A 25,516-nucleotide genomic window follows, 5' to 3' on the forward strand; every position below is an offset into this window, starting at 1 on the left:
CCTGAGCTTGTCGAAGGGCGGGGTCTGTTCGTGGGCCCTTCGACAGGCTCAGGGACCAGGCGCGGGCTCTGGGCCGACGGGTGTCGGCGGGGTGGGGGAGACTCGCTACATGTCCGACAGGCGATGCGTCCAGCCCGGGTGCGACGACACCGCCCCAGGGGACGCACCGGTCGGGCTGTGCGAACAACACCTCGCGCTCGCCGCCGAGTGGGCCGGACGCCGATGGGGCGTCCTCGACACGCTGCCCGCGCCGTGCATCATGTGCGGCTCACGGCTCGGCCGCGACTACCCGTCCGGCTGGTTGTGCGCCACCTGCGAGTGGAGACAGGGCGAGGTGCCCGACGACGATCTCGCCCGGCCGCGGATCGACGTCGTCTACTACCTCCGCCACGGCGACCGGGTGAAGATCGGCACGACGACCAACCCTCGCCAGCGGTTCGCCGCGATCTGGCACGACGAACTGCTCGCGCTCGAACGCGGCGACCGACACGTCGAGCGGGCCCGCCACGAGCAGTTCGCGCAGGAGCGACTCGAACGCTCCGAGTGGTTCCGGTCCTCACCGAGACTCCTCGCCCACATCGCCGCCGTCGCCCGAGCGGTCGACCCCTGGGACGGTTATGCCCGATGGCTCAGCGAGGCGGCTGCGCTCCGCGGACGGTGACCGCTGGCCTAGACCGAACCCCGGCACGAGTCCCGCTCGAGCAGTCGCACGGGGAGTACCGTCCGTGTCTCGAACCGTCGGTCCGGGTGCTGGATGCGCTCGATGATGCGCTCGGCCGCGAGCCGACCGAGGGACTCCGGGTCCTGCACGACCACCGTGACCGACGGCCGCATGAGATCGGCCAGCGGGAAGTCGCCGAACGCCACGAGCGGGAGGGGTCGCCCGGCGAGGGCCGGCAGGATGGCCATCGTGCAGACCGCGTTCGAGGAGAACAGCGCCGTGGCGGGTGCCGGCGCTCCCGCGTCGTCGCGGATCGACAGCACCTCGGCCAAGGCGGCGGCGGCCCGCGACGGGGTGTCGGCGCCGAGCGCGATGAGGTCGTGGTCCTCCTCGATCCCGCTCTCGGCGAGCGCCGCCCGGTAGCCGCGCAACCGCTCCGCCGTGGTGGGGAGCCGCAGGTGGTCTCCGATGAACGCGATCCGTCGATGGCCGTGCCCGACGAGGTGCTTCGTCGCCTCGAACGCGCCGTGGAAGTCGTCCTGGGTGAACGCGTCGGCCGTCAGTCCGCCGGGCGCGCGGTCGACGAAGACGAACGGCGTCCGTGACGCCCACGCGGCCAGCGGACGTTGATCCTCGCCGACCGGTGCGAGGACGAGGCCGCTGAGCTGCCGTCGCAGCATCGGTTCCAGCACCTCGCGCTCGCGTTCGGGGTCGTCGCCGAGGCTGGTCACGAGCGTCGACATGTCGTGGTCGCGGGCGGTCCGCTCCACCGCCCGGGCGATCTCGGCGAAGAACGGATCGACGATGTCGGGCACGGCGACCCCGATGACCGAGGGACGGCCGGACCGGAACGAGGTGGCGAGCGTGTTCGGCACGTAGTCGAGCTCGCGCATGATCGCCTCGACCCGTTCGCGCGTCTCCGGGAGCACGTGCGGGTCGTCGTTGAAGACGCGTGAGACGGTCTTCGCGCTCACGCCGGCGGCTGCCGCGATCTGTCGCATCGTCGCCATGCGTCGTCCTCCCTCCCGCTCGCTCCTGCCGGTGGTGCAGTCCGTGCCGGCCGGATCAGCGGGCGGTGTATCCACCGTCGATCGGCAGCGAGACACCCGAGATCATGCCGGCGGCGTCGCTCAGGAGGAAGGTGATGGGTCCGGCGATGTCGTCCTCGGTGGCCCACTTGCCGAGAGGCATGGCCTCGAGGAACGGGCCTTCGATGTCGGGGCGACCCCAGTACCAGGCGGACATCGGCGTCATGACGACCGTCGGGTTGACGGCGTTGACACGGATGCCGTACTTGCCGAGTTCGAGGGCGGAGACGCGGGTGATGTTGTCGAGGGCGGCCTTCGACGAGCCGTACGAGATGTGACCGGACAGGGCGACGAGGGACGCCTGGCTGGAGACGTTGACGATCGCGCCGCCGCGTTCCTGGCGGATCATCTCGCGCGAGGCGTACTTCGTGACGAGCAGGGAGCCGCGCGCGTTGATGCTGATGACCTTGTCGAAGACCTCGATGTCGGTCTCCTGGGGGGACGCGATCTCGCCGCCCCAGCCGCCGGAGTTGACGACGCCCCAGATGTCGCGACCCTCGATGGCGTCGCGGATGCTGTCCTCGGAGGTGAGGTCGAAGGGCAGCGGTTCGGCGCCCGTCTCGGCGGCGATGGCCTCGAGGTGCTCCACGTTGCGGCCGGAGGCGATGACCTGTGCGCCCGCTACGACAAGGTGGCGGACGGTCGCGCCGCCGATGCCGCCGCTCGCTCCGGTGACGAGGATGGTACGGCCGTTGAAGTCAGTCATGGGTTCTTCCGATCGACGTGAGGGGCCCGTGCGTCGGTGCACCGGGTCGCGAGCATCATATCCACGGAATCACGGTCATGTCACCCGTGACATGGAATTGCACGTCAATGTCGTGACACCGGTGACATGTGCTGTTGACACGGGCATCGCCTGGACCTACCGTGAGTCGGGCGACGGCGCGACCGCGACGACGCCGACCCGACGAGAGGTGGGGCATCACGATGGGCGGCAGCACGACCGGGACCAGCCTCGACGAGCTCGTCGACCGCGCTCGGGCCCTCGCCGCCTCAGGGTCGCGACGCATCCTCGGCATCGTCGGCGCTCCCGGCGCGGGGAAGTCGACCGTCAGCGACACGCTGGCCGCGGCCCTCGGCGACCAAGCGGTCATCGTCGGCATGGACGGCTTCCACCTCGACAACCCCGAGCTCGTCCGCCTCGGGCGACGTGACCGCAAGGGCGCCCCGGACACCTTCGACGTCGACGGCTATGTCGCCCTGCTGTCGCGGCTCGCCACGAGCGGTCGCACGGAGGATTCGCCCGGCGCCGCGGTCTACGCGCCCCGGTTCGACCGGTCCCTGGAGGTCTCCATCGGCAGCGCGGTCCTCGTGCGTCCCGAGGTACCGCTCGTCATCACCGAGGGCAACTACCTGCTGTTCGACGATCACGGTTGGCAGGATGTCGCCCGGCACCTCGACGAGTCCTGGTATGTCGACGTGGACGACGAGCTCCGCCGCGATCGCCTCATCGCCCGACGCCTCGGCCACGGCCACCCGCGGGACGAGGCCGAAGCCTGGGTGCTCGGGGTCGATGAGCCGAACGCCCGCCTGGTCGACGCCACGAAGCATCGCGCCACCCGCGTCGTGACCCTCGACGCCACCACGCCGCTGGCGACCGAGTCCAGCCACGGCGTCTGACGACCACCGCACCATCCGGAACCCGCTCACCGACGAGAAGGCACCACCATGACCCAGCTCTCCGACGCCACCCTCACCGCCCTCGATCCGCAGGTGGCCGTGCCGTCCTACGACCGTCCCGCGGTCCGTCCCGGCATCGTCCACTTCGGGGTGGGTGCCTTCCACCGTGCCCACGGGGCGATGTTCGTCGACCGCGTGCTCGCCCTGCCCGGTGCCGAGCACACGTCCTGGGGACTCGTCGGCGTCGGCACCCTGCCCGGCGATGCCGCGATGCGGGACGCGCTGGGTGCGCAGGACCGGCTGTACACGCTCGTGACGACGAGTCCCGACGGCGAGGTCGAGGCGCGCGTGGTCGGTTCGATCGTGGAATACCTCTTCGCACCGGACGACCCGGCCGCCGTGCTGGCCCGCGTCGCCGACCCCTCGACCCGCATCGTGTCGCTCACGATCACCGAGGGCGGCTACGGCGTCAACGACGCGACGGGCGCGTTCGAACCGAGCGACGGTGCGACCCTCGCGGACCTCGACGGCCTGCCGGCGGGTGCGCTGCCGCAGAGCCCGCTCGGATTCATCGCCGCCGGTCTGCGCGCTCGACGGGACGCGGGTGGGGTCCCGTTCACCGTCATGTCCTGCGACAACATCCAGGGCAACGGTCACGTCGCCCGCACGGCGATCCTCGCGTTCGCCGAACGGATCGACCCGTCGCTCGCCGCCTGGATCGCCGCCGAGGTGCGCTTCCCGAACTCGATGGTCGACCGCATCACCCCGGCGACGACCGATGAGCAGCGGGCGATGGTCGCCGAGCGGTTCGGGATCGAGGACCGGTGGCCGGTGCTGTCGGAGTCGTTCGAGCAGTGGGTGTTGGAGGACGACTTCAGTGACGGCCGTCCGCCGTACGAGCAGGTCGGCGTGCAGCTGGTCGAGGACGTGGAACCCTACGAGCTGATGAAGCTCCGACTGCTGAACGCCTCGCATCAGGCGATGAGCTACCTGGGGTTGCTCGCGGGGGAGACGTACGTCCATGACGTCTGCCGCGATGACCTCTTCGCCCGGTTCCTCCTCGGCTACATGCATGAGGAGGCGAGGCCGACGCTCGCGCCGGTGCCGGGGATCGACCTCGACGCCTACAGTGCGGAGCTGATGCGTCGCTTCGGCAGTGAGGCGATCAAGGACACGCTGGCCCGGCAGATCGTCGACGGGTCGGAACGGATCCCGAAGTTCCTGCTCCCCGTGGTCCGCGAGCAGTTGCGGACCGGTGGCGGGATCGCGCGTTCGGCGCTCGTGCTGGCGGCGTGGAGTCGGTTCATCGAGGGTGTCGGTGACGACGGTCGGGAGCTGCAGCCGGTGGATCGGAGGCTCGCCGAACTCCAGGCGGCCGTCGACCAGGAGGTCGAGAACCCCGGGGCGTTCCTCGATCTGGAGGTGGTCTTCGGCGACCTCGGTCAGGATGCGCGGCTCCGTGAGGCGTTCGTCGAGGCCCGGGCCCGGCTTGCGGCCGTCGGTGCGCGAGCGGCCGTCGAGGAGGTCGTCGCCGAGGGGTGACCCGTGGGGGCGAGTGCCGGACCTGTCGCCGAGTTCGTCGAGGTGCGGTCCCTGAGCGGGTGTCCGCGGTCCCAGAGGGCGGCACCGGTCCCTGAGCCTGTCGAAGGGTGTGGTCGTTCGTGGGCCCTTCGACAGGCTCAGGGATCGGGCGCTCTGGTTTCCGAGAGTGACGCGGTTCCCGGAGCGAGCGTCCCCCGTCTCTGCTGTCAGTTCCGGTTCCGGAGCTTGTCGAGGGACGTAAGGACTCCTGCGGTGCCCTTCGACCAGCTCAGGGACCGGGTGGTCCGGTTTCGGAGAGCGGCTCCGTTCCCCGGCAAGCGTCCCCGGTTCCCGAGTTCGGTAGCGGTCCCCAGGACGGCAACGAGCCGCGAGTGGTCGGTTTCGGTTCCTGAGCTTGTCGAAGGGCGGGATGTCCTCCGTGTGCCCTTCGACAGGCTCAGGGACCGGGTGGTCCGGTCTCGGAGAGCGGCTCCGTTCCACGGCAAGCGTCCCCGGTTCCCGAGTTCGGTAGCGGTCCCCAGGACGGCACCGAGCCCGGAGTGGTCGGTTTCGGTCCCTGAGCTTGTCGAAGGGCGTGGAGGTTGTCCGTGTGCCCTTCGACAAGCTCAGGGACCGAGGTTCCCGGTCGGGGGATTGGCGGGTGGGTCTTCCATCGGCCGAGGGGCCGGGTTCCCGGCGGGGCGACCGTGGGTGCCCGCGCCCTTCGACAGGCTCAGGGACCGAGGTTCCCGGTCGGGAGATTGACGGGTGGGTGCTCGATCGGCCAAGGGACAGGGTTCCCGGCGGGGTGACCGTGGGTCGAAGTGCCCTTCGACAGGCTCAGGGACCGGGATGCCGGGTTTCCGAGCGTGACGCAGTTCCGGTGGGCAGCACCGGTCCCTGAGCTTGTCGAAGGGCAGCGTGGGCGCGTGTGGGCAGGCGGGTGCCTTGCGTCGGTGTCAGGCGGCGAGTTGTATGCGTCCGCCGCGGATGGGGGTTTGGTGCCGGTCGATGGTGCCGGGTGGGATGAACCAGGGGATGCCGTCGCGGACGTCGATGTTCCAGTGGTCGTCGTGGATGCGGTGGTGGTGGAAGGGGCAGAGGAGGATGCCGTTGTCGAGGTCGGTTGGTCCGCCTGCTGACCACCAATCGAGGTGGTGGGCTTCGGTGAAGGATGGTGGGTGGGTGCAGCCGGTCCAGGCGCAGCCGCCGTCGCGTTCGGCGAGGGCGAGTTTCTGGGCGCGGGAGAACAGGCGGGTACCGGTGCCGAGGTCGAGGACCTGGGAGGGTCCGCCGAGGACCATGGGGATGAGTTTCGCGTCCGCGGCAAGGCGACGGAGGGCGCCTGCGCCGATGGGTTCTTCGATGCCGTCGATGGTGGCGGTGCCGGCGCCGGTTTCGAGGGTGTCGTGGTCGACGCGGATGACGACGGACACGGGTGCGAGCTCGGTCGCGGCACCACCGCAGCCGGCCGTGTGGCGGAAGATCTCGGTGAGGGCGATGGCGCGGCGCCGGTCGGTGGGGATCAGTGACGGGCCCTCCGGCATGGGCGTGCCAGTTCCGTCCGGCTGATCGGCATCGGCGTCCACGAACTGTAGTCGGCGCAGTCCGGCGCCGATGAGGGCGTCGAGGCCGGCGCGGACGAACGCGGCGCTTTCGGGGGCGAGCTCGGCGCGGAGGAGCGTCATGCCGGAGGGCAGTTCTCGGAGGGTGGCGCGTTCGGCTCGGCGGAGGAGTTCGTCGCGGGGTTCGCGTCCGTCCTGGTCGAGGCGGGTGCGGACGAGCTTCGCGATCCGGACGACGTCCTGCAAGGGCGCGTGCGCGGCGTGCTCGACCGCGATGACCGACGCTGCCTGGAGTTCGGCGGTGGCGCAGATGCGGCCCGCGTTCCGAAGCTCCCGGACGATGACGGCGGCGCCGTCGACGCTGAGCGGGGCGGGCGGTGTGCCGGGCGTTTGGCCGGAAGGCGTGTCGGCGGTCGCGAGGTCGACCGCGGCCGACGGGTCGGCGAGGCAGCTCGGCGCGTCGAGGGCCGCGGCGATGTCCGGGAAGGGGCACTCCTCCAGCTCGCCGAGGAGCCCACGCGGCTGCGTGATCGCCGCGCCGACCTCCGCGATGACCGAACCGCGGGCGCGGGAGACCCGCCACCGCTCGGACACCATCACACCAGGGTTGGCGTAACCGGCCGCGCGGACGAGTGACCCGTCGCGGCCCGTGGGCGACGGCCGGAGGGCGATCGCGCCGGTGACCCGTGCGGCGAGCACCTCGACCGCGTGCTGCACGGCCCCGAGTTCGTCGAGGACTCGGAACAGGGCTTCACCGTTCATGTTCTCGAGCTGCTCCGCGATATTCGACCCTGCGCGGATCGCGTCGAGCGCGCCGGTCCACACGGCATCGAACCCGGCCGTGGCGGCGGCGAGGGGGTTCGGTGCTGTGCTGGTCATGGTTCCATCCAAACACGGACCACCGACATTGGAGTGCGAGTCGAATACGACCCTGATCTGGTCTTTTGTGCGACAGGTGTCGTCTGCACGTGTGCCCTTCGACAAGCTCAGGGACCGGGGAGGCCTCGTTACCGATTCGGCGACCGGAACGCCCTTCGACAAGCTCAGGGACCGAGGGGTCGGGTTTCGAGCACGATGGGAGTCGCCCGTGTGCCCTTCGACATGCTCAGGGGCCGGGGATGCCGTGGTGCGGGCGCGGCGGTCGGAGCGCCCTTCGACAAGCTCAGGGACCGGGGTGCCGTGGTGCGGGTTCGGCGGCCGGAGGGCCCTTCGACAAGCTCAGGGGCCGAGGGGTCGGGTTTCGAGCAGGATGGGAGTCGCCCGTGTGCCCTTCGACAAGCTCAGGGACCGGAGGAGCTCGGGGACCGGGAGTGCCGTTCGACAAGCTCAGGGACCGGAGGAGCTCCGGGACCGGGAGTGCCCTTCGACAAGTTCAGGGACCGAGCACTCGTCGACGAGTTCGGAAAGGGGCCTTCGGCAGGGGCGGCGCGCCCCTTCGACAGGGCCGCGGTGCCGCCCTTCGACTGGCGCAGGGACCAGCGGTGCCGCCCTTCGACAGGCTCAGGGACCAGGGGAACCGACAGGCTCCGGGACCGGTCTCGAGCGGACAGCAGCGGAAGATCTGCTCAACCGAGCGACGCCGGCACAAGCCGGAAGCCACCCTCGGCGACGGGCTCGAGCCGCAGCTGGAACAAGCCGTCGATGACGAGGTCGGCGTCGAGCTCGTGCGCTTCGTGCGTCCCCGCGATCCCGACCGTCCAGCACCCCGCGGCACGCGCGGCGGCGAGCCCCGCCGGTGCATCCTCGAACACGACGCACGGTTGCGCCTCCATACCGAGCCGCGAGCGACCGAGGAGGAAGGGCTCCGGGTCCGGCTTGCCCTTCGTCACATCGTCGAACGTCACCACGACCTCCGGCCGCACGAGCCCGGCGGCGGCGATCCGGTTCCCCGCGATGAGCCGGGTGCCGCTCGTGACGATCGCCTTCGCGTCGTCGCCGAGTGCCGCGAGCGCCTCCGCCGCCCCAGGGAGCGCGATGACGTCCGCGACCTCCTCGGACTCGATCTCGATGATCCGCGCGAGCGCTCCAGCGACCTGCTCCGGTGGGAAGCTCGCGGCGAGCACCTGGGCTGCAGGCTGGCCATGCCCCTCGGCGAGCAGGTCGACCTCCAGGCCGTATTCGCGAGCCAGCTGCGCCCAGGACCGGTTCACGGCGGGCGTCGAGTCGATGAGCGTCCCGTCGAGGTCGAAGAGCCCGGCGGCGAACACCTGATCGAAGATCGGCGCCGACGCCTCGATGGTCTGGCCGAGGCCGAGCGCGCGCTGGACCGCGGCGAGTTGCTGCGGCGTCGAGAGCGCCGCCTCGATCGACAGGTGCTCGATGGCCGGCGGCGTATCGGTCGACGGGTCCACAATGTGCGAGTCCCGTTCGGCTCCGCGCTGGGCCCGGCGGGCGGCGAGCGTGGCGGCGTCGGCACGCAGCCAGACGACCTTCGGGACGACCCCGGCCGCCTCGACGAGCGCGTCCCATTCGGCCCCGCCACGGAGTTCCGCGGTGAACGGGGCGACGAGTACCGCTCCGACCCCACTGTCGCGCTGGTCCGCCAACACCGCGCGGAGCGCCGCGTATCGTGCCGGTCGCATCGTCGGACGCAGGGCCGGGTCGTTCCAGTGCCGCGGTTCGGCGCTCTCGGGGTCGGCGACCGGGCCGAGCCCGTCGAGCAGCGGGTTGGTGATCGTGTCGAGGTCGAGGAGCGGCAGTCGCAGGGCTCGTGCGAGCTCGCGTCCGAGGGTGGTCTTGCCGCTTCCGGCTGCTCCTGCGACGACGACGATCACGCTGACTCCTCGATGATTCCGGGGTGGCGACCCACATCCGAGGGGCCTGAACGCCTCATCGATGCGAGTTCCAAATGAATTTGATCTCTTTCGGACAACGTTGCTTGACAACGTTGTCGGTCTGCGGTCAGTATAGGCGCACCAAGGAACGACGGGGTTCTGCAGCTGCACCACCCCGAACGATGACAACGCTGTCAGGAGGTGGAGCCCATGGGCACCTGCAACCCCGCGAACCCCGCGACCAGTCCGATCCGGACGAATGCGCACGCGCTGCCGCTCCACACCGACCGCTCCGTCGGAACCGCTTCCTCGCATGACCGGGGGACCCGCTGATGCGGCCGCCCGGGATCAAGGATGTCGCTGCGCAGTCCGGCGTCAGCATCAAGACCGTCTCGCGAGTGGTGAACGGCGAAGCGTCCGTCCACCCCGAGACCAGAAGCCGCGTGCTCGAGGCGATCGATCGCCTCGGGTACGTGCCCAACACGGCCGCCCGCTCGTTGAAGTCCGGCACCGGTGGAGCGATCGGCGTGCTCATCGACTCGCTCGCCGACCCGTTCTTCGCCTCGCTCGTGAGCGCCATCGAGGCCCGCGCGCTCAAGGAGGGCCTCAGCGTCCTCGTGGCGAGCACCGGGCTCGACGAGCGTCGCGAACGCGACCAGCTCACCGGCTTCATCGCCGGGCACCAGGTCGCCGGCGTGATCATCGCCCCGGTCGCCGCGGAGCTGCCCTACCTGGAGGCCTTCCGGAATGTGACGCCCGTCGTCGCGGTGGACCGCCCACTGGCCGCCTTCGACAGCGTCGTGGTCGACGACTACGCCGCCACGCAGCTCGCCATCCGCCAGTTCGTCGAGCTCGGTCACACCCGCATCGCCTTCTACGACCGCGACGAGCGCTTCCTCACCATCCGCCGCCGCTACCAGGGGTACACCGACGTGCTGGCGGAGGCCGGCATCGAGCTCGACCCGTCCCTCGTCTCCTGGACCATCGACGGCACCCTCGACTACGCCGCCGAGACGGAGCGACTGCTCGGCCTCGACGACCCGCCCACCGCGTTCTTCGCCTCGAACGCGAAAGCCGCGATCGGCCTGACGACGTCCCTCCACCGCATCGGTCGCGAGGGGACGGCGCACATCGCGTTCGGCGACTTCATCCTCGCCGACGTGCTGCGACCGGCCGTCAGCTGCATCAACCAGGACCCGTTCGTCATCGGGACCGCCGCGATCGAACGGCTGCTGGAACTGCGCGAGTCGCCGACGGACGAACCCCGCGAGTGGATCGTCCCGACCTCGCTCGTGCCCCGCGGTTCCGGCGAGATCGCCGGACCGATGCGACAGCACACCGTCGATGCGGGCACCGCATCCACCACGACCATGGTCGGAGGACCAGCAGCATGAGCACGACCCAGCCCACGAGGCTCGCCCAGCCCACGCGACTCGCGCCGAACCTCATCGAGCACTTCTACCGCGGCGGTGACCGGATCGCCGCCCTGCGCGGGATCGAGCAGCAGAGCGAGTTCCAGCCCGAGGAGTGGCTCGGAGCCACGGTGAGCCGCGCCGACCAGGAGCCCGGCGGTGCGATCGGCCTCGCCAGGACCGTCGACGGCGTCCTCCTCCGCGACCTCGTCGCCGCCGACCCCGAGCAGTGGACCGGCGCTGGACGCGACCACGGCACGGACGCCGCCGACACCGGCATCCTCGTGAAGCTGCTCGACGCCAGGCAGCGCCTGCCCGTCCACGTGCACCCCGACCGCGCCTTCGCGGCCTCGCACCTCGACTGCGCCTACGGCAAGACGGAGGCCTGGTTCATCCTCGACGCCGAGCCTGGCTCTGCCGTGCACCTCGGGTGGAGCGAGGACGTCGACCCCGAGGAACTCGACCGCCGCCGCGACGCCCAGGACAGCGAGTGGATGCTCGCCCACATGAACCGCATCGTCGTCGAACGCGGCATGGGCATCCTCGTCCCGGCCGGCACCGCGCACGCGATCGACGGCGGGATCTTCCTCGCCGAGGTGCAGGAGCCCACCGACCTCTCCATCCTGCTCGAGTGGTCGGTCACGACCTCGACGCGCGAGGAGTCCCACCTCGGCCTCGGCTTCGACACGGTGATGGGGGCGGTCTCGACCGCCGCCCTGCCCGAGTCGGAGATCGCCCGGCTCGTCGTCCAGCACGACCTCGACGCCCGGACGGATACGCCCGTCAGCCTGCTCCCCGCCGCCGCGGACCCCTACTTCCAGCTGTTCGCGGTCGCACCGGGAGCGGACGGCAGCGACCCCGTCGACGCCGGCTTCTCGGTCGCCCTCGCCCTCACCGGCGCGGGGGCCCTCGTGCCGGAGGACGGCGCGGAACCGGTCGCGGTGTCCGCCGGCGAGGTCCTCGCGGTCCCCGCCGGGTTCGGTCCGTGGACCGTCACCGGCGAGGCCACCGTGCTTGTCGCGGGCCCAGGAGCCGGTTGGCCGGCGAGTCTCACCGCGGGAGGCATCCGATGACGCCCCCGCCGAGCGCAGGACCCAGGACCACCAGTCACCCGAACACCCCACACCACCGCCCCGAACGGCGGTACGACAGCCACCACACGCCGGACCCGTCCACCGGGACCGGCTGGAAAGGAACGAGAACGACATGACGACTCCCGTCTTGGAGGCCAGAGGCCTCACCCGGCAGTTCGGGCACGTCCGTGCCCTCGACGAAGCGGACTTCGAGGTCTACCCCGGCGAGGTCACCGCCCTCATCGGCGACAACGGCGCCGGCAAGTCCACGCTCGTCAAAGCCCTCTCCGGCAACCTCGCCGTCGACAGCGGCGTGATCAAGTTCGAAGGTGAACCGATCACGCTGTCCTCGCCCATGCAGTCGAGCTCGCTCGGCATCGAGACGGTCTACCAGGACCTCGCCCTCGCCCCGCACCTCGACCCCGTGCAGAACGTGTACCTCGGCCGCGAGATCATGCGCCCGGGCCTCGGCGGACTGCTCGGACTCATGAACGTGAAGGAGATGAGCAAGCAGTCGCGTCACGCCTTCGACGAGCTCGGCGCGACGGTCCGCTCGCTCACCGACCCGGTCGGTGCCATGTCCGGTGGTCAGCGCCAGGCGATCGCCATCGCCCGCGCGGTGCACTGGGCGAACAAGGTCGTCTTCCTCGACGAGCCGACGGCCGCCCTCGGCGTCCGCCAGACGAAGAACGTCCTCGAGACGATCCGCCGCGTCCGCGACAAGGGCATCGCGGTCGTCTTCATCAGCCACTCGATGCCGCACGTCATGGAGGTGTCCGACCGGGTGCAGGTGCTCCGGCTCGGCCACCGCGCGGCGACGGTCGACACGAAGGACACGAACATGGAAGAACTCGTCGGTCTGATGACCGGTGCCAGCACGAGGAACGTCGCATGAGCGCGGTGAAGCAGGCCGAGATGGGGCCGGAGACGACCGCCATCGAGACGGCCAAGGACCGGGAGACCCCGATCAGGAAGCTCTTCAAGGCGCAGGCCTTCCAGATCTTCATCGTCCTCCTCGTCGTCATCGCGATCTTCTCCGCGATCGCCCCCGACACCTTCGCGCAGCTGTCGAACCTGCGGCTCGTCGTGCAGAACGCGTCGATCCTCGCGGTGCTCGGCGTCGGCATGACCTACGTCATCATCACCTCGGGCATCGACCTCTCCATCGGCTCCGTCCTCGTCTTCTCGGGCGTCGTGTCCGCGACGACGATGCGGGCCATGGGCGGCGACGACTGGGGCACCGCGATCGTCGGCATCCTCGTGTCGATCGGTGTCGGCATCGTCTGGGGCACGTTCAACGGCCTCCTCATCTCCAAGGCGAAGGTGCCGCCGCTGATCGTCACCCTCGGTAGCCTCGGCATGGCGCTCGGCCTCGCCCAGATCCTCACCGGCGGTGTCGACATCCGCGAGGTGCCGTCCGTGCTCACCGACTCGATCGGTTACGGCAACATCTTCGGCGCCGTCCCGATCATCTCGGTCATCGCCCTCGTCGTCGTCATCATCGGCGCCCTCGTGCTCCACAAGACGAAGTTCGGCCTCTACACCTACGCGGTGGGCTCGAGCGAAGAGGCGGCGCGACGCGTCGGCGTGAAGGTCGACCGTCACCTCATCCGCATCTACGCCATCTCGGGTGGACTCGCGGGTCTCGCCGGCATCCTGTCGCTGTCGCAGTTCGGCACCACCGCGATCGCCGGTCAGTCGCAGACGAACCTGAACGTGATCGCCGCGGTCGTCATCGGTGGCACCTCGCTCTTCGGTGGCTACGGAACGATCTTCGGCACCGTCGTCGGTCTGTTCATCCCCGCCGTCCTCCAGAACGGCTTCGTCATCACCGGCGTGCAGCCCTTCTGGCAGCAGGTCGCGGTCGGCGCCGTCCTCATCCTGGCCGTCTACGTCGACCAGGTCCGTCGTTCCTCCGCAGCCCGCGGCGGATCCACCAGCTTCTGGCGAGCCCTCGTCAGCAGGAAGAAGAAATAGTCCCTACACAGATCAACACCCCCCCCAGCACCATCCCTAGTAGTCCAGCAGTTCAAGAGAAACGGGCAATCACAATGAAGTGGAAGAAATCAGTTCTCGGAGTCCTCGCGCTCGGCGCGTCGGCAGGCCTCATGCTCACCGGGTGTTCCGGTGGCGCGAGCTCGGGCGGCAGCAGCGCAGGCGCAGGTTCCGACGGCTACAAGATCGCGTTCATCCAGGGTGTCGCCGGTGACGAGTTCTACATCTCGATGCAGTGCGGTATCGAGTCGGCGGCGAAGGACGCCGGTGCCACGGTCACCACCCAGGGCCCGGAGAAGTTCGACCCGACGCTGCAGAAGCCGCTCGTCGACTCGGTCGTCGCCTCGAAGCCGGACGCGATCCTCGTCGCCCCGACCGATGTGAAGGCCATGGAGGCTCCGCTGAAGGCTGCTGCCGACGCGGGCATCAAGGTCGTCCTCGTCGACACCACGGTCGACGACCCGTCGTTCGCGGTCTCGCAGATCTCGAGCGACAACAAGGGCGGCGGCGCTGCGGCGTTCGACGCGATCAAGGAAGCACACCCCGAGGGTGGCAAGGTCCTCGTGGTCTCGGTCGACCCCGGCATCTCGACCACGGACGCCCGTGCCGAGGGCTTCCAGGAAGCGGTCAAGGGCGATGACAAGTTCACCGACCTCGGTGTGCAGTACAGCCACAACGAGCCGTCCACGGCTGCTGAGATCGTGACCGCGGCGCTCCAGAAGGACCCCGACATCGTGGGCATCTTCGCAGCGAACCTGTTCGCGGCTGAAGGTTCCGCGACCGGTGTCAAGCAGGCCGGCAAGGAGGACTCGGTCACCATCGTCGGGTTCGACGCGGGTCCCGCCCAGGTCAAGCAGCTGAAGGAGGGCACCGTCCAGGCGCTCGTCGCTCAGGAGCCGGCCACCATCGGCAAGGACGGCGTCGCCCAGGCGATCGCGGCCCTGAACGGTGACAAGGTCGAGGCCAAGATCGAGACCGGCTTCACCATCATCACCAAGGACAACGTCGACGGCGACGCGAAGGATGCCGTCTACCAGTCCAAGTGTGGCTAGGCCAGAAGGCCACCCCGCACCACAGACCGCGACGGCGTCGGAGCTTCGAGCTCCGGCGCCGTCGCGCTGCGTCCGGGAGGCTCGATGCCCGGGCGCAGCCGGACCCTGCGCGCGCCCAACCGGTCCCTGGGCGCGCCCAACCGGTCCCTGAGCGCGACCCCGGTCCCTGAGCGCAACCCCGGTCCCTGAGCCTGTCGAAGGGCGACGCCACCCCCACCACGGGATGGGAGAATCACGACATGACCCAGGTGATCGTCGCGGCGACCGCGGTGCGCCGGCTGTCGGGCGATGCTCCGGGACGGATCGAGGCCGAGGTCGTCGATGCAGCGGGGCGAGCCCACCGCCTGGTCATCACGGTCCCCGAACGCGCGAGCCGTGCGGCCACCGCGTCGACCGACGTCCCGTTCCGAGTCGGGCTCCGCGCCGAGTACGTGCGGATGGAGGGACGGGCCGTGGTGATCCGCTTCGCGGACGGCGTCACCACCACCGAGGGCCTCGGCGGGATGCGTCTCGACCCGGACATCGTCCACTGGCTGTGACCGCACGCGATCGATCGACAGCCGGATCAGCGACCGGTCCTAGGCGACGAGGGTGAGGAGCCGCGCGACCTCGTCAGCGACGGCGTCCCGGGCGGGCCCGAGGTACTTCCGCGGGTCGACGAGCGAGGGGTCGGCGTCCAACCGCTCGCGCACGGCACGGGTGAAGATCCCGTTGATGTGCGTCGAGATGTTGACCTTCCGCATGCCCGCCTCGACGGCACGGACGAGGTCGGCGTCGCTCACGCCGCTCGAACCGTGCAGGACGAGCGGAACAGGGACGGCCGACGCCAGCTCGGCGATGAGTCCGAAGTCGAGGGAGGCGCTCCGTGAGGTCATGGCGTGCGAGCTGCCGACGGCTACCGCGAGCCCGTCGACCTTCGTGGCCTCGACGAACGCGACCGCGTCGTCCACGTCCGTGCGGACGCCGGGCGTGTGTGCCCCGCCCTTGCCGCCGATCGCGCCGAGTTCGGCCTCGACCCACACCCCCTGCGCCTGAGCCGCCCGGGCGACCGCGGCGGTGCGCTCGCGGTTCTCGGCGTCGGGCAAGGTCGCGGCGTCGAACATGACGGAGGTGAAGCCGAGCCGGACCGCCTCCTCCACGAGCGCTTCGTCCTCGGCGTGATCGAGGTGGACGGCAGTCGCGGTGCCGGCCCCACGTGCGAGCTCCAGGCTCGCGAGCCCGATCGGCGCGAGGCCGCCGTGGTACTTCGCCGCGTTCTCCGAGACCTGCAGGATGACGCCCCGGCCCGCGAGCTCGGCGCCGCGGAGGATCGCCTCGCCGTGTTCGAGCTGGATGACGTTGAACGCGAGGACGGCGCGCTGTGCGCCGAGGAGCGTTGCCGTGGAGACGAGCGACATGAGGGTTCCTCTCGGGTGCACACGGCCGGGCCGGCCGGTGCGTGGATGGTCAGGTGGTGGCGAGCAGCAGTTCCGGACCACTGTCGGCGAGGGCGGCGACGGTGTCGGGGTCGAGTCCGTCGTCGGTCACGAGCTGGTCGAACTCCTCGAGTCCGGCCGCCCGGTGGAACGACGTCGTGGCGAACTTCGCCGAGGTGACGGCCAGGATGCGGCGCTTCGCGATGCCGAGCATGGCCTGCTTCACCTCGGCCTCCTCCGGCAGCGTCGTCGTCGCTCCGGCCGTGACGCCGACCCCGTTCGCCCCGATGACCGCGACGTCCGCGTGGAGTCCGGCCAGCCGGGCGACGGTCCAGGTGCCGACAGTCGCCTGGGTGACCGCCCGCACCCGGCCGGGGAGGGCGAGCACGGTGAGGCGTGGCCGTCCGCCCAGGAGGGCGACGATCGGCAGGCTGTTCGTCACGACGAGCAGGCGGCGGTCGTCGGGGAGGAGGGCGGCGATCTCGAGGGTCATCGCTCCGGAGTCGAGGACGATCACGCCTTCGTCGGGGAGGTGCTCGACGACGAGGGCTGCGACGGCGGCCCGTTCGGCGCGTTCGCCCTCGCGGCGGTGCTGCAGGCTGGGCTCGAACGGGGTCCGCTGCGCGAGGACCGCGCCTCCGTGGTGCCGACGGACAAGTCCTTGACGCTCGAGGACGACGAGGTCGCGGCGGATGGTCTCGGGGGTGACGGCGAGGCGGTCGCTGAGCTCGGCGACCGAGAGGGCGCCGTCACCGTTGCGGGCGCCGGCGAGGATCGCGGCGTGGCGCTCTGCTGGGTACATGACTGCTCCGTCCGGTCAGGTCATCGTATCCGAATCCGCCCGATATCCCTTCCGATTCGGTGGGATTGATGCGAGGATCAACATGATCGGGCGTCGCGCGGAGCGCACCTGGCCCGATCGCGACGACGATGACGACGAACGGAAGGCCGCCGATGGCTGAGCACGGATCCCAGGGCGACCCGCGGGGAGCTCTGACGGGCCTGCTGCTCGGGATCGACGTCGGACAGACCGCCGTGAAGGCCGTGCTGCACGACGAGCGACTCCGCCCCCTCGCCGTGGCCCGTCGCGCGAGCCCCGTCGACCGGCCAGCGGCACGACACGCTGAGCGGTCGCAGGACGCCCTCTGGGCCGCGGTCGCCGACGCCGTCGCGGAGGTCATGGCGACACCGGGCGTCGACCCATCGCTGGTGGCCGCCGTCGGCATCACCGGCCACGGTGACGGACTCCACCTCGTGACCGCATCGGGCGAGCCCGTCGGCCCCGCCATCACCGCCATGGACTCCCGTGCCCATCTCGAGGCCGCCGAACTCGCCGCCGACCCGGACCGACTCCGGGTGGTGCTCGAGCGTTCCGGTCAGCTGCCGACGCCCGGAGCCGCCGGCAACCTCCTCCGCTGGTTGCTCCGCCACGATCCCGAGCGGGTCGCGCGAGCCGACACCATGCTCTTCTGCAAGGACGTCATCCGTCACCGCCTGACCGGTGAGCTCTCCACCGACTACTCCGACGCCTGCGCATCCTTCCTCGACGTCGGCACCGCGGCGTGGAGCGCTGAGGTGCTCGACGCCTACGGCCTCCCGGCGGACCTCCTCCGCCTGCTGCCGCCGATCAACCCGAGCGGCACGGTCGTCGGGCAGGTGCTCCCCGAGGCCGCCGCGATCACCGGCCTCGCCGTCGGCACCCCGGTGATCAGCGGTCTCCACGACGTCCAGGCGTCCTCGATCGGGATGGGCGCGCTCGTCCCCGGGCGCCTCGCGCTCGTCGCCGGATCGTTCAGCACCAACGGGGTCACCACCACCCGGCCCGACGTCGACCCGCGGTGGCAGTCGCGACTCTCGATCACCCCGGACCTCCGCATCGCGATGTCCACCTCGGCCACCGCCTCGCCCTCCTTCGACTGGACGTTGCGCCTGCTCGGTGCATCGGACCCGGCGGACCGCGACGCCCTGATCGCCGAGGCGGCGGCTCTGCCTCCTGAGGAACCGGTGCCGCTCGTGCTGCCGTTCCAGTCGGATTCCCCCCTCGGCTCCGACGCCACGGCCACCATTGCCGGCGTCCGCGACGGACACACCCGCGCGCACGTGCTGCGCGGCGCCATGGAGGGGATCGTGCTCATGCATTGCTGGCACACGCGAGCCCTGGCGGAACGGTTCGACTGGGACGAACCCGTCGTCCTCGGCGGTGGGCTCGCGCGGTCGCCCCTCTACGTGCAGCTCGTCGCGAACGCGCTGCGGGCACCCGTCACGGTCGTGGACTCCGAGGAGGCCGGTGCCCTCGGCGCCGCGATCGTCGCCGGGGTCGCCACCGGGCTCCTCGCGTCGGTGGAGCAGGCGCAGCACGACGTCGTCCGCCACGCTCCGGCCGTCCTGCCGACCGCCGCCTCCGCCGCGTACTGGGCGGAGGTGGGCCGCGCGTTCGACGAAGTCGTGATCGCCCTCGACCCCTGGTGGGCACGCCGGGCCGCGTCGGCCCTCGACGAGGCGGAGACCCGATGAGTGGCACCGTCGACGTCCGACGTCGGGCGATCCTCGACCGGCTCGAGGCGCACGGTCGGGTCGAGGTCGGTGCGCTGTCGGCCGTACTCGGCGTGACGGAGGAGACGATCCGGCGCGACCTGCGCGCGCTCGAACTCGAGGGGCTCCTCCGGCGCGCGCACGGCGGTGCGGTCCGATCGGACCTCGACACCGACCGGCACCCCGACCTCCGCGCGGCCGCCGCCCTGGCCGACCGCGCGCTGACGCTCATCGACGCCGGTTCCGCCGTCTTCCTCGGTGGTGGATCGGCCTGCGAGGCGCTCGCCGCGCGACTCGCACCCACCCCGGGCACCGTCCTGGTCACGGGCTCCGTGCCGGTGGCGCTCGCGGCCGCGCTCGCAGACGAACGGGCCGTCGTCCACCTCATCGGTGGCACCGCCGACGACCACGGGCTCCTGACCGGCGCGTGGGCGCGGGAGCAGTTGGGTGGTCTCCGTCTGGACGTCGCCGTCGTCGAAGCGCTCGGCGTCACCGCCGACGGCCGGCTGCTCCATGCCTCGCCGGAGGAGGCCGCCGTGGTCGCCACGGCGGTGGGTCTGGCCGGGTCGGCGATCCTCCTGGTCGATCCGGAGACGTTCGGCGCGGGCGGGCTGGCCGCCTCGGTCCCGGCCACCAGCCTCGCCACCGCGCTCCTCGCGGGCGACGCCGATCCGGGCGCGCTCGAGGCGCTGCTCGCGACCGGTGTCCGCGTCGAGACGATCGGGGTCGGCGCATGAGCGGCATCGTCACGGTCACGCCGGCCGCCGCGATCGACCAGACCTACCGGGTCGACGGGCTGCGGCTGGGTGACGTCAACCGGGCGGTCGGCGTCTCGACCGAGCTGAGCGGGAAGGGCGTCAACGTCGCCAGGGCCGTCACCCTCTCCCGGCTGCCCGTCCGAGCCGTCGTCCCGATGGGGGAGGACGGCCGGATCCTGGCCGCCGACCCCGCCTTGCAGCCCCTGCTCGCCGTGGTCCCGACCGACGGTCGGACCCGCGTGAACACGACGATCCTCGACGACGCGACCGGGACGACCAAGGTGAACGAGCCCGCGATCCCGTTGCGGGCCGCGGACTGGGCCGCGGTCGTCGCGGCGTCGGTGCGCGAGATCGACCGGATCGGCGCGGACTGGCTGGTCCTCTCCGGGACGATCCCCACGGTCGCGGAGGGCGGCGGGCTCGTCGACATCCTCGAGCTGCTCCGGGCAGCCGCGGGTCGCGGAGCGCGCGTCGCCGTGGACACCGCCGGCGTGGCCCTCGAGACCGCCGTCGCGAACCTCGACCTCGTGCACCTGCTCAAACCGAACGCCCACGAACTCGCCGAACTCACCGGCCGGGAATTGCTGACGATCGGTGACGTCGCCGCGGCGGCCGAGGAGTTGCACCGGGCCGGCTGCGACCTCGTCTACGTGAGCATGGGCGCCGACGGTGCGCTCGTGCGGTCGTCCGCCGGCCTGTGGCACGCCCACACCGCCGCGACCGTCGTGAACACCGCCGGTGCCGGAGACGCGTCGCTTGCCGGCTTCCTCGTCGGCCTCCGCGGGCCGGACGGGCAGGACGATCCGGCGACCGCCGTCGCGACGGCCGCCGCCTGGGGTGCGCTCGCGGTGTCGAGCGCGACGACGGTCCTCACCTCGCTCGACGGCGCACCGCTCCCGATCGCCGTCCGCGACCCCGACCCGGCGACGCCCCTGCGCGAACCGGCGACCCCACCACGGTCGGAGGTCGAGCCGCGATGACCGCCTCCGCCGTCCCGAGCTTCCACGCCGCCGTCGACCTCGGCGCGTCGAGCGGCCGTGTCATCGTGGGGCGGTGGGACGGCGAGCGCCTCCGGCTCGTCGAGGTGCACCGCTTCCCGAACGGCCCGGTCGTGCGCCACGGCCGGCTCGTGTGGGACGCCGAGCGGTTGTTCGAGGAGACGCTGACCGGGCTTGCCGCGGCGGTCCGCCACGCGGAGGCGGCGGGTGGCGCCCTCGACGGCATCGGGATCGACAGCTGGGGCGTCGACGTCGGCCTGCCCGTTCTCGGCCCCTCGCGTCTCGCCGCGTCCGTCCCCGAGGTCCGGCACCACCGCGGTGCCGACGAGCACGAGCCGGAGCGCGCCGCCGCCCTCGTCGACCCCGCCGCAGCGTACGCGGTCACCGGCGTGATCGAACACCCGATCAACACCGCCTTCCAGCTGCGGTCGCTCGCTGCGGGCTCGAAGACCGGACCGCCGTCGACCGAGGCACCGACGGTCCTCCTCGTCCCCGACCTCTGGGTGTGGTTGCTCACCGGCGTCGTCGGTGCCGAGCGGACGATCGCCTCGACGACGCAGCTGCTCGACCAGCGCTCCGGCGACTGGGCTGAGGCGCTCGTCGAGCGGTGGGGGCTCGGCGGGTTCCGCTTCCCACCGGTGGTCGCGCCGGGCACCCTGGCCGGCTCGACGACCCCCGAGATCACCGCCCGTCTGGGCGCGCGCTCCGCGATCCCCGTCCACCGGGTCGCCGAGCACGACACGGCGTCGGCGCTCGCCTTCGCCCGCCCGGACGGCGCCGAGCTGCTCGTCTCGAGCGGCAGCTGGTCGCTCGCCGGCGTGTGTCTCGCCGAGCCGATCCTCAGTGAGCCCGCGCGGTTGGCCGGGTTCACCAACGAGGCCGGCGCCGCGGGATCGTCGCTCCTCCTCCGCAACCTCTCGGGGATGTGGCTGCTCACCGAGTGCGCGCGGGCCTGGTCGCTGGAGGACGGACCCGCCGTCGACCCGGTGGAGCTCGTCGACGCGGCGACGGAGGCCGCCGCATCGGCCGAGGCCGTCCCGCCCACGGTGTTCGACGTCGCCGACCCCCGACTCCTCGTCCCCGGCGACATGCCGGCCCGCATCACGGCGCTGTGCCGAGCGGCCGGAGGCAGTCCGCCGAACAGTCGAGTGGACCTCGTCCGCAGCGTCATCGAGAGCCTTGCCGCCGCTTACGCCGCGACGGGTCGCGCCGCTGCGGCACTGACCGGCGTCCCGATCCGTTCGGTCCGCATCGTCGGCGGCGGATCCCGCAACCGGCTCCTCTGCGCGCGCACCGCGGAGCTGACGGGCCTGCCGGTCACCGCCGGCCCGGCCGAGGCCTCAGCGCTCGGCAACCTCGCCGTCCAACTCGTGGCCGCCGGCCGCGCTCCGTCGCTCGAGGCCGTGTACCGGGGTCACCGCGAGGACCCCGCCGACGATCAGGAACAGGGACCGACATGACCCACCCCACCGACCGACCGGAGACCGAGGCGGAGACGCGTGGCCGGCTCGCGACCTTCTCCCGGGAACTCGGCCGCCCGGATCGTGCCTGGGCGCTGCTCGCCGAAGGCAACACCTCGCTCCTGCTCCCGGGCACCGACACCCCGACCATGCTCGTGAAGGCGAGTGGCACGTCGATGGCCACGGCGACCGCCGACGACGCCGTCCGGCTGGAGCTCCCGTCTGTCCTCGAGCTCGTCGACGCGGACGAAGGAGGCGACGCCGAGGTCGCTGCCCTCTTCGACGCGGCGTCACTCGCCGGGGACGGCAGGCGGCCCTCTGTCGAGGCGATCCTCCACGCCGTCTGTCTCGATCTGCCCGGCGTCGCCGCGGTGGGCCACACCCATCCCGTCCCCGTCAACGCCCTGCTCTGCTCGGTGTCCGCGGAGGTGTTGACCCGCGGCTCGCTGTTCCCCGACCAGATCGTCGTGCTCGGCCCCGACCCACTGCTCGTGCCCTACGTCGACCCGGGGCTGGGGCTCGCCCGGGTGGTGCGACGGCTCCTCCACGAGCGGCTCGAGGCGACCGGCCGGGGGCCCAAGGTCGTCTACCTGCGCAACCACGGCATGTTCGCGCTCGGTTCCGACAGCGCAGAGGTCCTGCGGATCACCGAGATGGCGGCCAAGGTCGCCCAGGTGCTCCTCGGTGCGCTGGCGGCGGGCGGCCCCGTGTACCTCGACGACGCAGCTGTCGCGCGGATCGACACGAGACCCGACGAGCTCCTCCGGCGCGCCGCCCTGGCGTCGCCGGAACCGACGACGAACCGTGCCACGACGGCACAGGACGGGGCACGCGCATGACCGGACCGAACGGCTCCATCGACCTCACCGGACAGGTCGCGATCATCACCGGGGCATCCTCGGGCATCGGCCGGTCGTGCGCGCAGGCGCTCGCCACGGCGGGCGTGCGCACGGTCCTCGTCGGCCGATCCACCGCGAGGCTCTCGGCCGTCGCCGACGCCCTTCCGACCGAGAGCGTGTTCCTCGCCGGCGACCTCGCCGATCCCGCCGTCTCCGAACAGGCCGTCGCGCTCGCCCTCGCCGCCTTCGGTCGCCTCGACATCGTCCTCGCGAACGCCGGACTCTACGTCGGAGGGGATTTCGCCGACACCCCGATGACGGCGATCCAGGAGCTCGTCGGCGTCAACGTCCTGGGCGCGATGGCCACCGTGCGGGCCGCGCTGCCCCACCTCATCGGGCAGGGCTCCGGTGACGTCCTCGTGACGAGTTCGGTGTCCGGCCACCAGGACATCCACTGGGAGCCGGTGTACTCGGCCACGAAACACGCCATGCAGTCGTTCGTCCACACCACCCGGCGGAACCTCGTGGGGTCGGGGGTGCGGATGGGTGCCGTCGCTCCCGGCGTGGTGCTGAACGAGCTGTGGGGGATCGCGGAGGGCGCCGACGGGGTCGACGATCAGGTCGCGGCTCGCACCGGCATCCGCTCGGAGGACGTCGCGGACGCGGTGCTCTTCATGCTCACCCGCCCCCGCCACGTCACCATCCGCGACCTCGTGATCCTGCCGACGGACCAGGAGATCTGACCGCCGTGCCCAGACCGATCTCCAGCCACGCCTCCATCCACCGTCCACCCACCAGCAGGGAGTCCTGATGTTCTCCGACCTCAACGGCCGCACCGCGGTCATCACCGGCGGGGCCCGCGGGCTCGGCTTCTCGATCGCGACGGCGCTCGCCGCCCAGGGTGTCCACGTCGCCCTGCTCGACCTGCTGCCCGCCGTGCAGGCGTCGGCCGAGCGGCTCGCCGCCGAGCACGGCGTCCGCAGTGTCGGGATCACGGTCGACGTGACCGACGCCGAGGCCGTCGAAGCGGCCTTCTCGACCGCCGAGACCGAGCTCGGCGCGCCGTCGCTGCTCGTGACCGCGGCGGGCATCACGATCTGGGGCGACAGCGTCGACGTCGCGCCGGAGACCTGGCGGAAGGTGCTCGCCGTGAACCTGGACGGCACCTTCTTCGCCGCGCAGTCCTTCGCCTGCCGCGCGATCGCCGCCGGCCGCCCGGCGTCAGCCGTCTTCATCTCCTCGATGTCGGCGTTCATCGTGAACCAGCCGCAGTTCCAGGCCTCGTACAACACCTCGAAGGCGGCGGTCAGCCACCTCGCGTCGTCGCTCGCGGTGGAGTGGGCGCCGGCGGGCGTCCGGGTGAATGCGATCGCCCCCGGGTACTTCCTCTCCGACATGACCCGCGAGTTCACCGAGGCGAACCCCGACCTCGCTGCGGCGTGGACGGCAGCCATCCCCGCCGGACGGATGGGACAACCGGAGGATCTGCACGGACTCGTCCTGCTGCTCGCCTCGGAAGCCTCGTCCTACCTCACGGGCCAGAGTCTCGTGATCGACGGCGGCTACACGGCGCTCTGAGCGCCCGTCGTCCCGTCACCATCCCGCACACCGCCCCTGACCGTCCCCCGAACAGACCCGAGGACCAGCCATGACCGACTCCGACCCGCGCGGCGACCGCGCACCCGACCTCACCGGTGACGCCGCCTGGGGGACGCGACGGCGTCGGTTCGTCGAGGCGCGCTCCGGCGCGGTCGAGCGGGCCTGGGCGCCGCGTCCCGTCCGCGTCGACGACGGTCCGTCGGTCGGGCGGCGGCAGATCGAACTCCGGCACCTCGGCGGGCTGGAGGCGACCGTCGAGGTCGACCAGTTCCTCGACCTCGGCGAGGCGTCCTGGAACGGGGACGTCGTGTCCTTCGTCGCGCCGACGACCGCACCGCACGCCGCGAGTTGGGCCAGGCGGTGGCAGGGCGGCCTGCTGACGACCTGCGGACTCACGGCGGTCGGGGTGGCGTCGGAGGCCGAGGGCGGGATGCACGGCCGGGCGTCCAGGATCCCGGCGACGCTCACGCGGAGCGAGGGTCGCTGGACCGAGGAGGGGCGGTACGAGCTCCTCGTCGACGGATTCCTGCGCGAGGGTGCCGTCTTCCAGCAGAACCTGACGGTGACCCGCAGCATCCGCGCCGAGGTCGGTGTCGCGCGGATCCGCCTGCACGACGTGGTCCGCAACGAGGGCTTCGTCGCCGAGCCGGTCCGGCTGCTCTACCACGTGAACCTCGGGTGGCCGCTGCTGCACGGTGGCGCGGTCGTGGCGGCCGAGGCCGAGCCGGCCGCTGAACCCGTGTCCGGACCGTCGGGTGACGGTCTGTGGCGACGGGTGATCGAGGAGCCGGAGCCCGCGGCCGAGGAGCAGGTGGAAGCCCTGGACGCCGTGGCCGGTGCCGACGGCTGGTCCACCGCGACGCTGGTCGGCGAGGCCGGCACGGTCTCGATCCGCTTCCGTCCCGATCAACTGCCGTTGCTCACCGTGTGGCGCAGCACGGCGGCCGGGTCGTACGCCCTCGGCATCGAGCCGGGCACCTGCTGGCCGAGTCACGCCGTCGGCCCGGACCGCGGGAAGGCCGGCCGGACCCTGGAGCCCGGGGAGTCGTTCGAGGTCGACCTCGAGATCGCGTTCGAGCCGGCGACGGACGACGTCGGCGACTGAGGCCACCGGCCTCGGCCGCCCTCGAGCGCGCGATTTCCGAAGAATTCAC

The 25,516-nt window shown here is 71.5% G+C and carries 23 protein-coding genes; 17 read left to right on the top strand and 6 right to left on the bottom strand.

The genetic code is table 11. The annotated features are described in order from the left end of the window. The first annotated feature begins 109 nt into the window (after nt 1-109). Nucleotides 110-661, top strand: a complete 552-nt coding sequence (locus tag QRN27_RS07370; protein WP_285041413.1) for a GIY-YIG nuclease family protein — start codon at nt 110-112, stop codon at nt 659-661. Between the two features lie 8 nt (nt 662-669). Here QRN27_RS07370 and QRN27_RS07375 read toward each other — a convergent pair whose 3' ends face one another. Beyond that, nucleotides 670-1,671, bottom strand: coding sequence for a LacI family DNA-binding transcriptional regulator (locus QRN27_RS07375; protein WP_285041414.1), 1,002 nt, complete (start codon nt 1,669-1,671; stop codon nt 670-672). Between the two features lie 55 nt (nt 1,672-1,726). Further along, the gene (locus QRN27_RS07380) at nt 1,727-2,455 is read right to left on the bottom strand and encodes an SDR family oxidoreductase (protein WP_285041415.1); all 729 of its coding nucleotides are present in this window, start codon (nt 2,453-2,455) and stop codon (nt 1,727-1,729) included. 221 nt (nt 2,456-2,676) lie between these two features. On the opposite strand from QRN27_RS07380, the gene QRN27_RS07385 reads away from it, so the two are divergent. Together QRN27_RS07385 and QRN27_RS07390 are read left to right on the top strand one after the other, a co-directional pair. After that, entirely contained in the window at nt 2,677-3,369 is a 693-nt protein-coding gene (locus QRN27_RS07385) for a nucleoside/nucleotide kinase family protein (RefSeq protein ID WP_285041416.1), read from the top strand. 48 nt (nt 3,370-3,417) lie between these two features. Continuing rightward, nucleotides 3,418-4,911, top strand: coding sequence for a mannitol dehydrogenase family protein (locus QRN27_RS07390; RefSeq protein WP_285041418.1), 1,494 nt, complete (start codon nt 3,418-3,420; stop codon nt 4,909-4,911). Nucleotides 4,912-5,849: 938 nt separating this feature from the next. Here the strand turns inward: QRN27_RS07390 and QRN27_RS07395 are convergent. Both QRN27_RS07395 and QRN27_RS07400 read right to left on the bottom strand, forming a co-directional pair. Further along, a complete protein-coding gene (locus QRN27_RS07395; protein WP_285041419.1) occupies nt 5,850-7,334 on the bottom strand; it encodes an HNH endonuclease signature motif containing protein in 1,485 nt (494 codons plus the stop codon). A 686-nt stretch (nt 7,335-8,020) separates the two neighbouring features. Then, nucleotides 8,021-9,229: an HAD-IA family hydrolase gene (locus QRN27_RS07400; RefSeq protein WP_285041421.1), complete on the bottom strand. Its 1,209-nt coding sequence runs from the start codon at nt 9,227-9,229 to the stop codon at nt 8,021-8,023. A gap of 332 nt (nt 9,230-9,561) precedes the next feature. Between QRN27_RS07400 and QRN27_RS07405 the strand changes: the two genes are divergently transcribed. The 6 genes from QRN27_RS07405 to QRN27_RS07430 all read left to right on the top strand — a co-directional run bounded on the left by QRN27_RS07405 (nt 9,562) and on the right by QRN27_RS07430 (nt 15,300). Continuing rightward, on the top strand, nt 9,562-10,623 hold the full coding sequence (locus QRN27_RS07405) for a LacI family DNA-binding transcriptional regulator (protein ID WP_285041422.1): 1,062 nt from the start codon (nt 9,562-9,564) through the stop codon (nt 10,621-10,623). Then, entirely contained in the window at nt 10,620-11,714 is a 1,095-nt protein-coding gene (locus QRN27_RS07410) for a class I mannose-6-phosphate isomerase (RefSeq protein ID WP_285041423.1), read from the top strand. The genes QRN27_RS07405 and QRN27_RS07410 overlap by 4 nt, the downstream gene beginning before the upstream one ends. Nucleotides 11,715-11,847: 133 nt before the next feature. Then, entirely contained in the window at nt 11,848-12,609 is a 762-nt protein-coding gene (locus tag QRN27_RS07415; protein ID WP_194670756.1) for an ATP-binding cassette domain-containing protein, read from the top strand. Beyond that, nucleotides 12,606-13,691 (top strand): ABC transporter permease, encoded by a 1,086-nt coding sequence (locus QRN27_RS07420; RefSeq protein ID WP_056013017.1) that lies wholly within the window; start codon nt 12,606-12,608, stop codon nt 13,689-13,691. Before QRN27_RS07415 ends, QRN27_RS07420 begins: the two co-directional genes overlap by 4 nt. A gap of 74 nt (nt 13,692-13,765) precedes the next feature. After that, complete coding sequence (locus QRN27_RS07425; protein ID WP_056013014.1) at nt 13,766-14,761, top strand: ABC transporter substrate-binding protein; 996 nt, start codon at nt 13,766-13,768, stop codon at nt 14,759-14,761. Nucleotides 14,762-15,000: 239 nt separating this feature from the next. Further along, nucleotides 15,001-15,300, top strand: a complete 300-nt coding sequence (locus tag QRN27_RS07430) for a hypothetical protein (protein ID WP_285041424.1) — start codon at nt 15,001-15,003, stop codon at nt 15,298-15,300. A 39-nt stretch (nt 15,301-15,339) separates the two neighbouring features. Here the strand turns inward: QRN27_RS07430 and QRN27_RS07435 are convergent, their stop codons facing one another. Further along, nucleotides 15,340-16,158, bottom strand: a complete 819-nt coding sequence (locus QRN27_RS07435; RefSeq protein ID WP_285041426.1) for a class II fructose-bisphosphate aldolase — start codon at nt 16,156-16,158, stop codon at nt 15,340-15,342. Nucleotides 16,159-16,207: 49 nt separating this feature from the next. Next, nucleotides 16,208-16,978: a DeoR/GlpR family DNA-binding transcription regulator gene (locus QRN27_RS07440; protein ID WP_285041428.1), complete on the bottom strand. Its 771-nt coding sequence runs from the start codon at nt 16,976-16,978 to the stop codon at nt 16,208-16,210. 152 nt (nt 16,979-17,130) lie between these two features. Here QRN27_RS07440 and QRN27_RS07445 point away from each other — a divergent pair, with 152 nt between their 5' ends. The 8 genes from QRN27_RS07445 to QRN27_RS07480 all read left to right on the top strand — a co-directional run bounded on the left by QRN27_RS07445 (nt 17,131) and on the right by QRN27_RS07480 (nt 25,467). Beyond that, nucleotides 17,131-18,690, top strand: coding sequence for an FGGY-family carbohydrate kinase (locus QRN27_RS07445; protein WP_285041429.1), 1,560 nt, complete (start codon nt 17,131-17,133; stop codon nt 18,688-18,690). Further along, the gene (locus tag QRN27_RS07450; RefSeq protein WP_285041431.1) at nt 18,687-19,445 is read left to right on the top strand and encodes a DeoR/GlpR family DNA-binding transcription regulator; all 759 of its coding nucleotides are present in this window, start codon (nt 18,687-18,689) and stop codon (nt 19,443-19,445) included. Before QRN27_RS07445 ends, QRN27_RS07450 begins: the two co-directional genes overlap by 4 nt. Continuing rightward, nucleotides 19,442-20,446: a 1-phosphofructokinase family hexose kinase gene (locus tag QRN27_RS07455; protein WP_285041433.1), complete on the top strand. Its 1,005-nt coding sequence runs from the start codon at nt 19,442-19,444 to the stop codon at nt 20,444-20,446. Before QRN27_RS07450 ends, QRN27_RS07455 begins: the two co-directional genes overlap by 4 nt. Then, nucleotides 20,443-21,924, top strand: a complete 1,482-nt coding sequence (locus QRN27_RS07460; protein ID WP_285041434.1) for a rhamnulokinase — start codon at nt 20,443-20,445, stop codon at nt 21,922-21,924. The genes QRN27_RS07455 and QRN27_RS07460 overlap by 4 nt, the downstream gene beginning before the upstream one ends. Next, nucleotides 21,921-22,763, top strand: a complete 843-nt coding sequence (locus tag QRN27_RS07465) for a class II aldolase/adducin family protein (protein WP_285041436.1) — start codon at nt 21,921-21,923, stop codon at nt 22,761-22,763. The genes QRN27_RS07460 and QRN27_RS07465 overlap by 4 nt, the downstream gene beginning before the upstream one ends. Continuing rightward, on the top strand, nt 22,760-23,506 hold the full coding sequence (locus tag QRN27_RS07470; protein ID WP_285041437.1) for an SDR family oxidoreductase: 747 nt from the start codon (nt 22,760-22,762) through the stop codon (nt 23,504-23,506). The genes QRN27_RS07465 and QRN27_RS07470 overlap by 4 nt, the downstream gene beginning before the upstream one ends. A gap of 67 nt (nt 23,507-23,573) precedes the next feature. Continuing rightward, nucleotides 23,574-24,341 carry an SDR family oxidoreductase gene (locus QRN27_RS07475; protein ID WP_285041438.1) on the top strand — a complete coding sequence of 256 codons (768 nt, stop codon included), beginning with the start codon at nt 23,574-23,576 and terminating at the stop codon, nt 24,339-24,341. 70 nt (nt 24,342-24,411) lie between these two features. Continuing rightward, complete coding sequence (locus QRN27_RS07480) at nt 24,412-25,467, top strand: DUF4432 family protein (RefSeq protein WP_285041439.1); 1,056 nt, start codon at nt 24,412-24,414, stop codon at nt 25,465-25,467. Nucleotides 25,468-25,516: the final 49 nt, after the last annotated feature.

The sequence above is a fragment of the Plantibacter sp. LMC-P-059a genome, assembly GCF_030209505.1.
Lineage (GTDB): Bacteria > Actinomycetota > Actinomycetes > Actinomycetales > Microbacteriaceae > Plantibacter.

What these genes read in the sequence shown, in the direction of transcription:
- QRN27_RS07370 (WP_285041413.1), top strand. Translation starts at nt 110, where the DNA reads ATGTCCGACAGGCGATGCGTCCAGCCCGGGTGCGACGACACCGCCCCA.
- QRN27_RS07375 (WP_285041414.1), bottom strand. Translation starts at nt 1,671, where the DNA reads ATGGCGACGATGCGACAGATCGCGGCAGCCGCCGGCGTGAGCGCGAAG.
- QRN27_RS07380 (WP_285041415.1), bottom strand. Translation starts at nt 2,455, where the DNA reads ATGACTGACTTCAACGGCCGTACCATCCTCGTCACCGGAGCGAGCGGC.
- QRN27_RS07385 (WP_285041416.1), top strand. Translation starts at nt 2,677, where the DNA reads ATGGGCGGCAGCACGACCGGGACCAGCCTCGACGAGCTCGTCGACCGC.
- QRN27_RS07390 (WP_285041418.1), top strand. Translation starts at nt 3,418, where the DNA reads ATGACCCAGCTCTCCGACGCCACCCTCACCGCCCTCGATCCGCAGGTG.
- QRN27_RS07395 (WP_285041419.1), bottom strand. Translation starts at nt 7,334, where the DNA reads ATGACCAGCACAGCACCGAACCCCCTCGCCGCCGCCACGGCCGGGTTC.
- QRN27_RS07405 (WP_285041422.1), top strand. Translation starts at nt 9,562, where the DNA reads ATGCGGCCGCCCGGGATCAAGGATGTCGCTGCGCAGTCCGGCGTCAGC.
- QRN27_RS07410 (WP_285041423.1), top strand. Translation starts at nt 10,620, where the DNA reads ATGAGCACGACCCAGCCCACGAGGCTCGCCCAGCCCACGCGACTCGCG.
- QRN27_RS07415 (WP_194670756.1), top strand. Translation starts at nt 11,848, where the DNA reads ATGACGACTCCCGTCTTGGAGGCCAGAGGCCTCACCCGGCAGTTCGGG.
- QRN27_RS07420 (WP_056013017.1), top strand. Translation starts at nt 12,606, where the DNA reads ATGAGCGCGGTGAAGCAGGCCGAGATGGGGCCGGAGACGACCGCCATC.
- QRN27_RS07425 (WP_056013014.1), top strand. Translation starts at nt 13,766, where the DNA reads ATGAAGTGGAAGAAATCAGTTCTCGGAGTCCTCGCGCTCGGCGCGTCG.
- QRN27_RS07430 (WP_285041424.1), top strand. Translation starts at nt 15,001, where the DNA reads ATGACCCAGGTGATCGTCGCGGCGACCGCGGTGCGCCGGCTGTCGGGC.
- QRN27_RS07435 (WP_285041426.1), bottom strand. Translation starts at nt 16,158, where the DNA reads ATGTCGCTCGTCTCCACGGCAACGCTCCTCGGCGCACAGCGCGCCGTC.
- QRN27_RS07440 (WP_285041428.1), bottom strand. Translation starts at nt 16,978, where the DNA reads ATGTACCCAGCAGAGCGCCACGCCGCGATCCTCGCCGGCGCCCGCAAC.
- QRN27_RS07445 (WP_285041429.1), top strand. Translation starts at nt 17,131, where the DNA reads ATGGCTGAGCACGGATCCCAGGGCGACCCGCGGGGAGCTCTGACGGGC.
- QRN27_RS07450 (WP_285041431.1), top strand. Translation starts at nt 18,687, where the DNA reads ATGAGTGGCACCGTCGACGTCCGACGTCGGGCGATCCTCGACCGGCTC.
- QRN27_RS07455 (WP_285041433.1), top strand. Translation starts at nt 19,442, where the DNA reads ATGAGCGGCATCGTCACGGTCACGCCGGCCGCCGCGATCGACCAGACC.
- QRN27_RS07460 (WP_285041434.1), top strand. Translation starts at nt 20,443, where the DNA reads ATGACCGCCTCCGCCGTCCCGAGCTTCCACGCCGCCGTCGACCTCGGC.
- QRN27_RS07465 (WP_285041436.1), top strand. Translation starts at nt 21,921, where the DNA reads ATGACCCACCCCACCGACCGACCGGAGACCGAGGCGGAGACGCGTGGC.
- QRN27_RS07470 (WP_285041437.1), top strand. Translation starts at nt 22,760, where the DNA reads ATGACCGGACCGAACGGCTCCATCGACCTCACCGGACAGGTCGCGATC.
- QRN27_RS07475 (WP_285041438.1), top strand. Translation starts at nt 23,574, where the DNA reads ATGTTCTCCGACCTCAACGGCCGCACCGCGGTCATCACCGGCGGGGCC.
- QRN27_RS07480 (WP_285041439.1), top strand. Translation starts at nt 24,412, where the DNA reads ATGACCGACTCCGACCCGCGCGGCGACCGCGCACCCGACCTCACCGGT.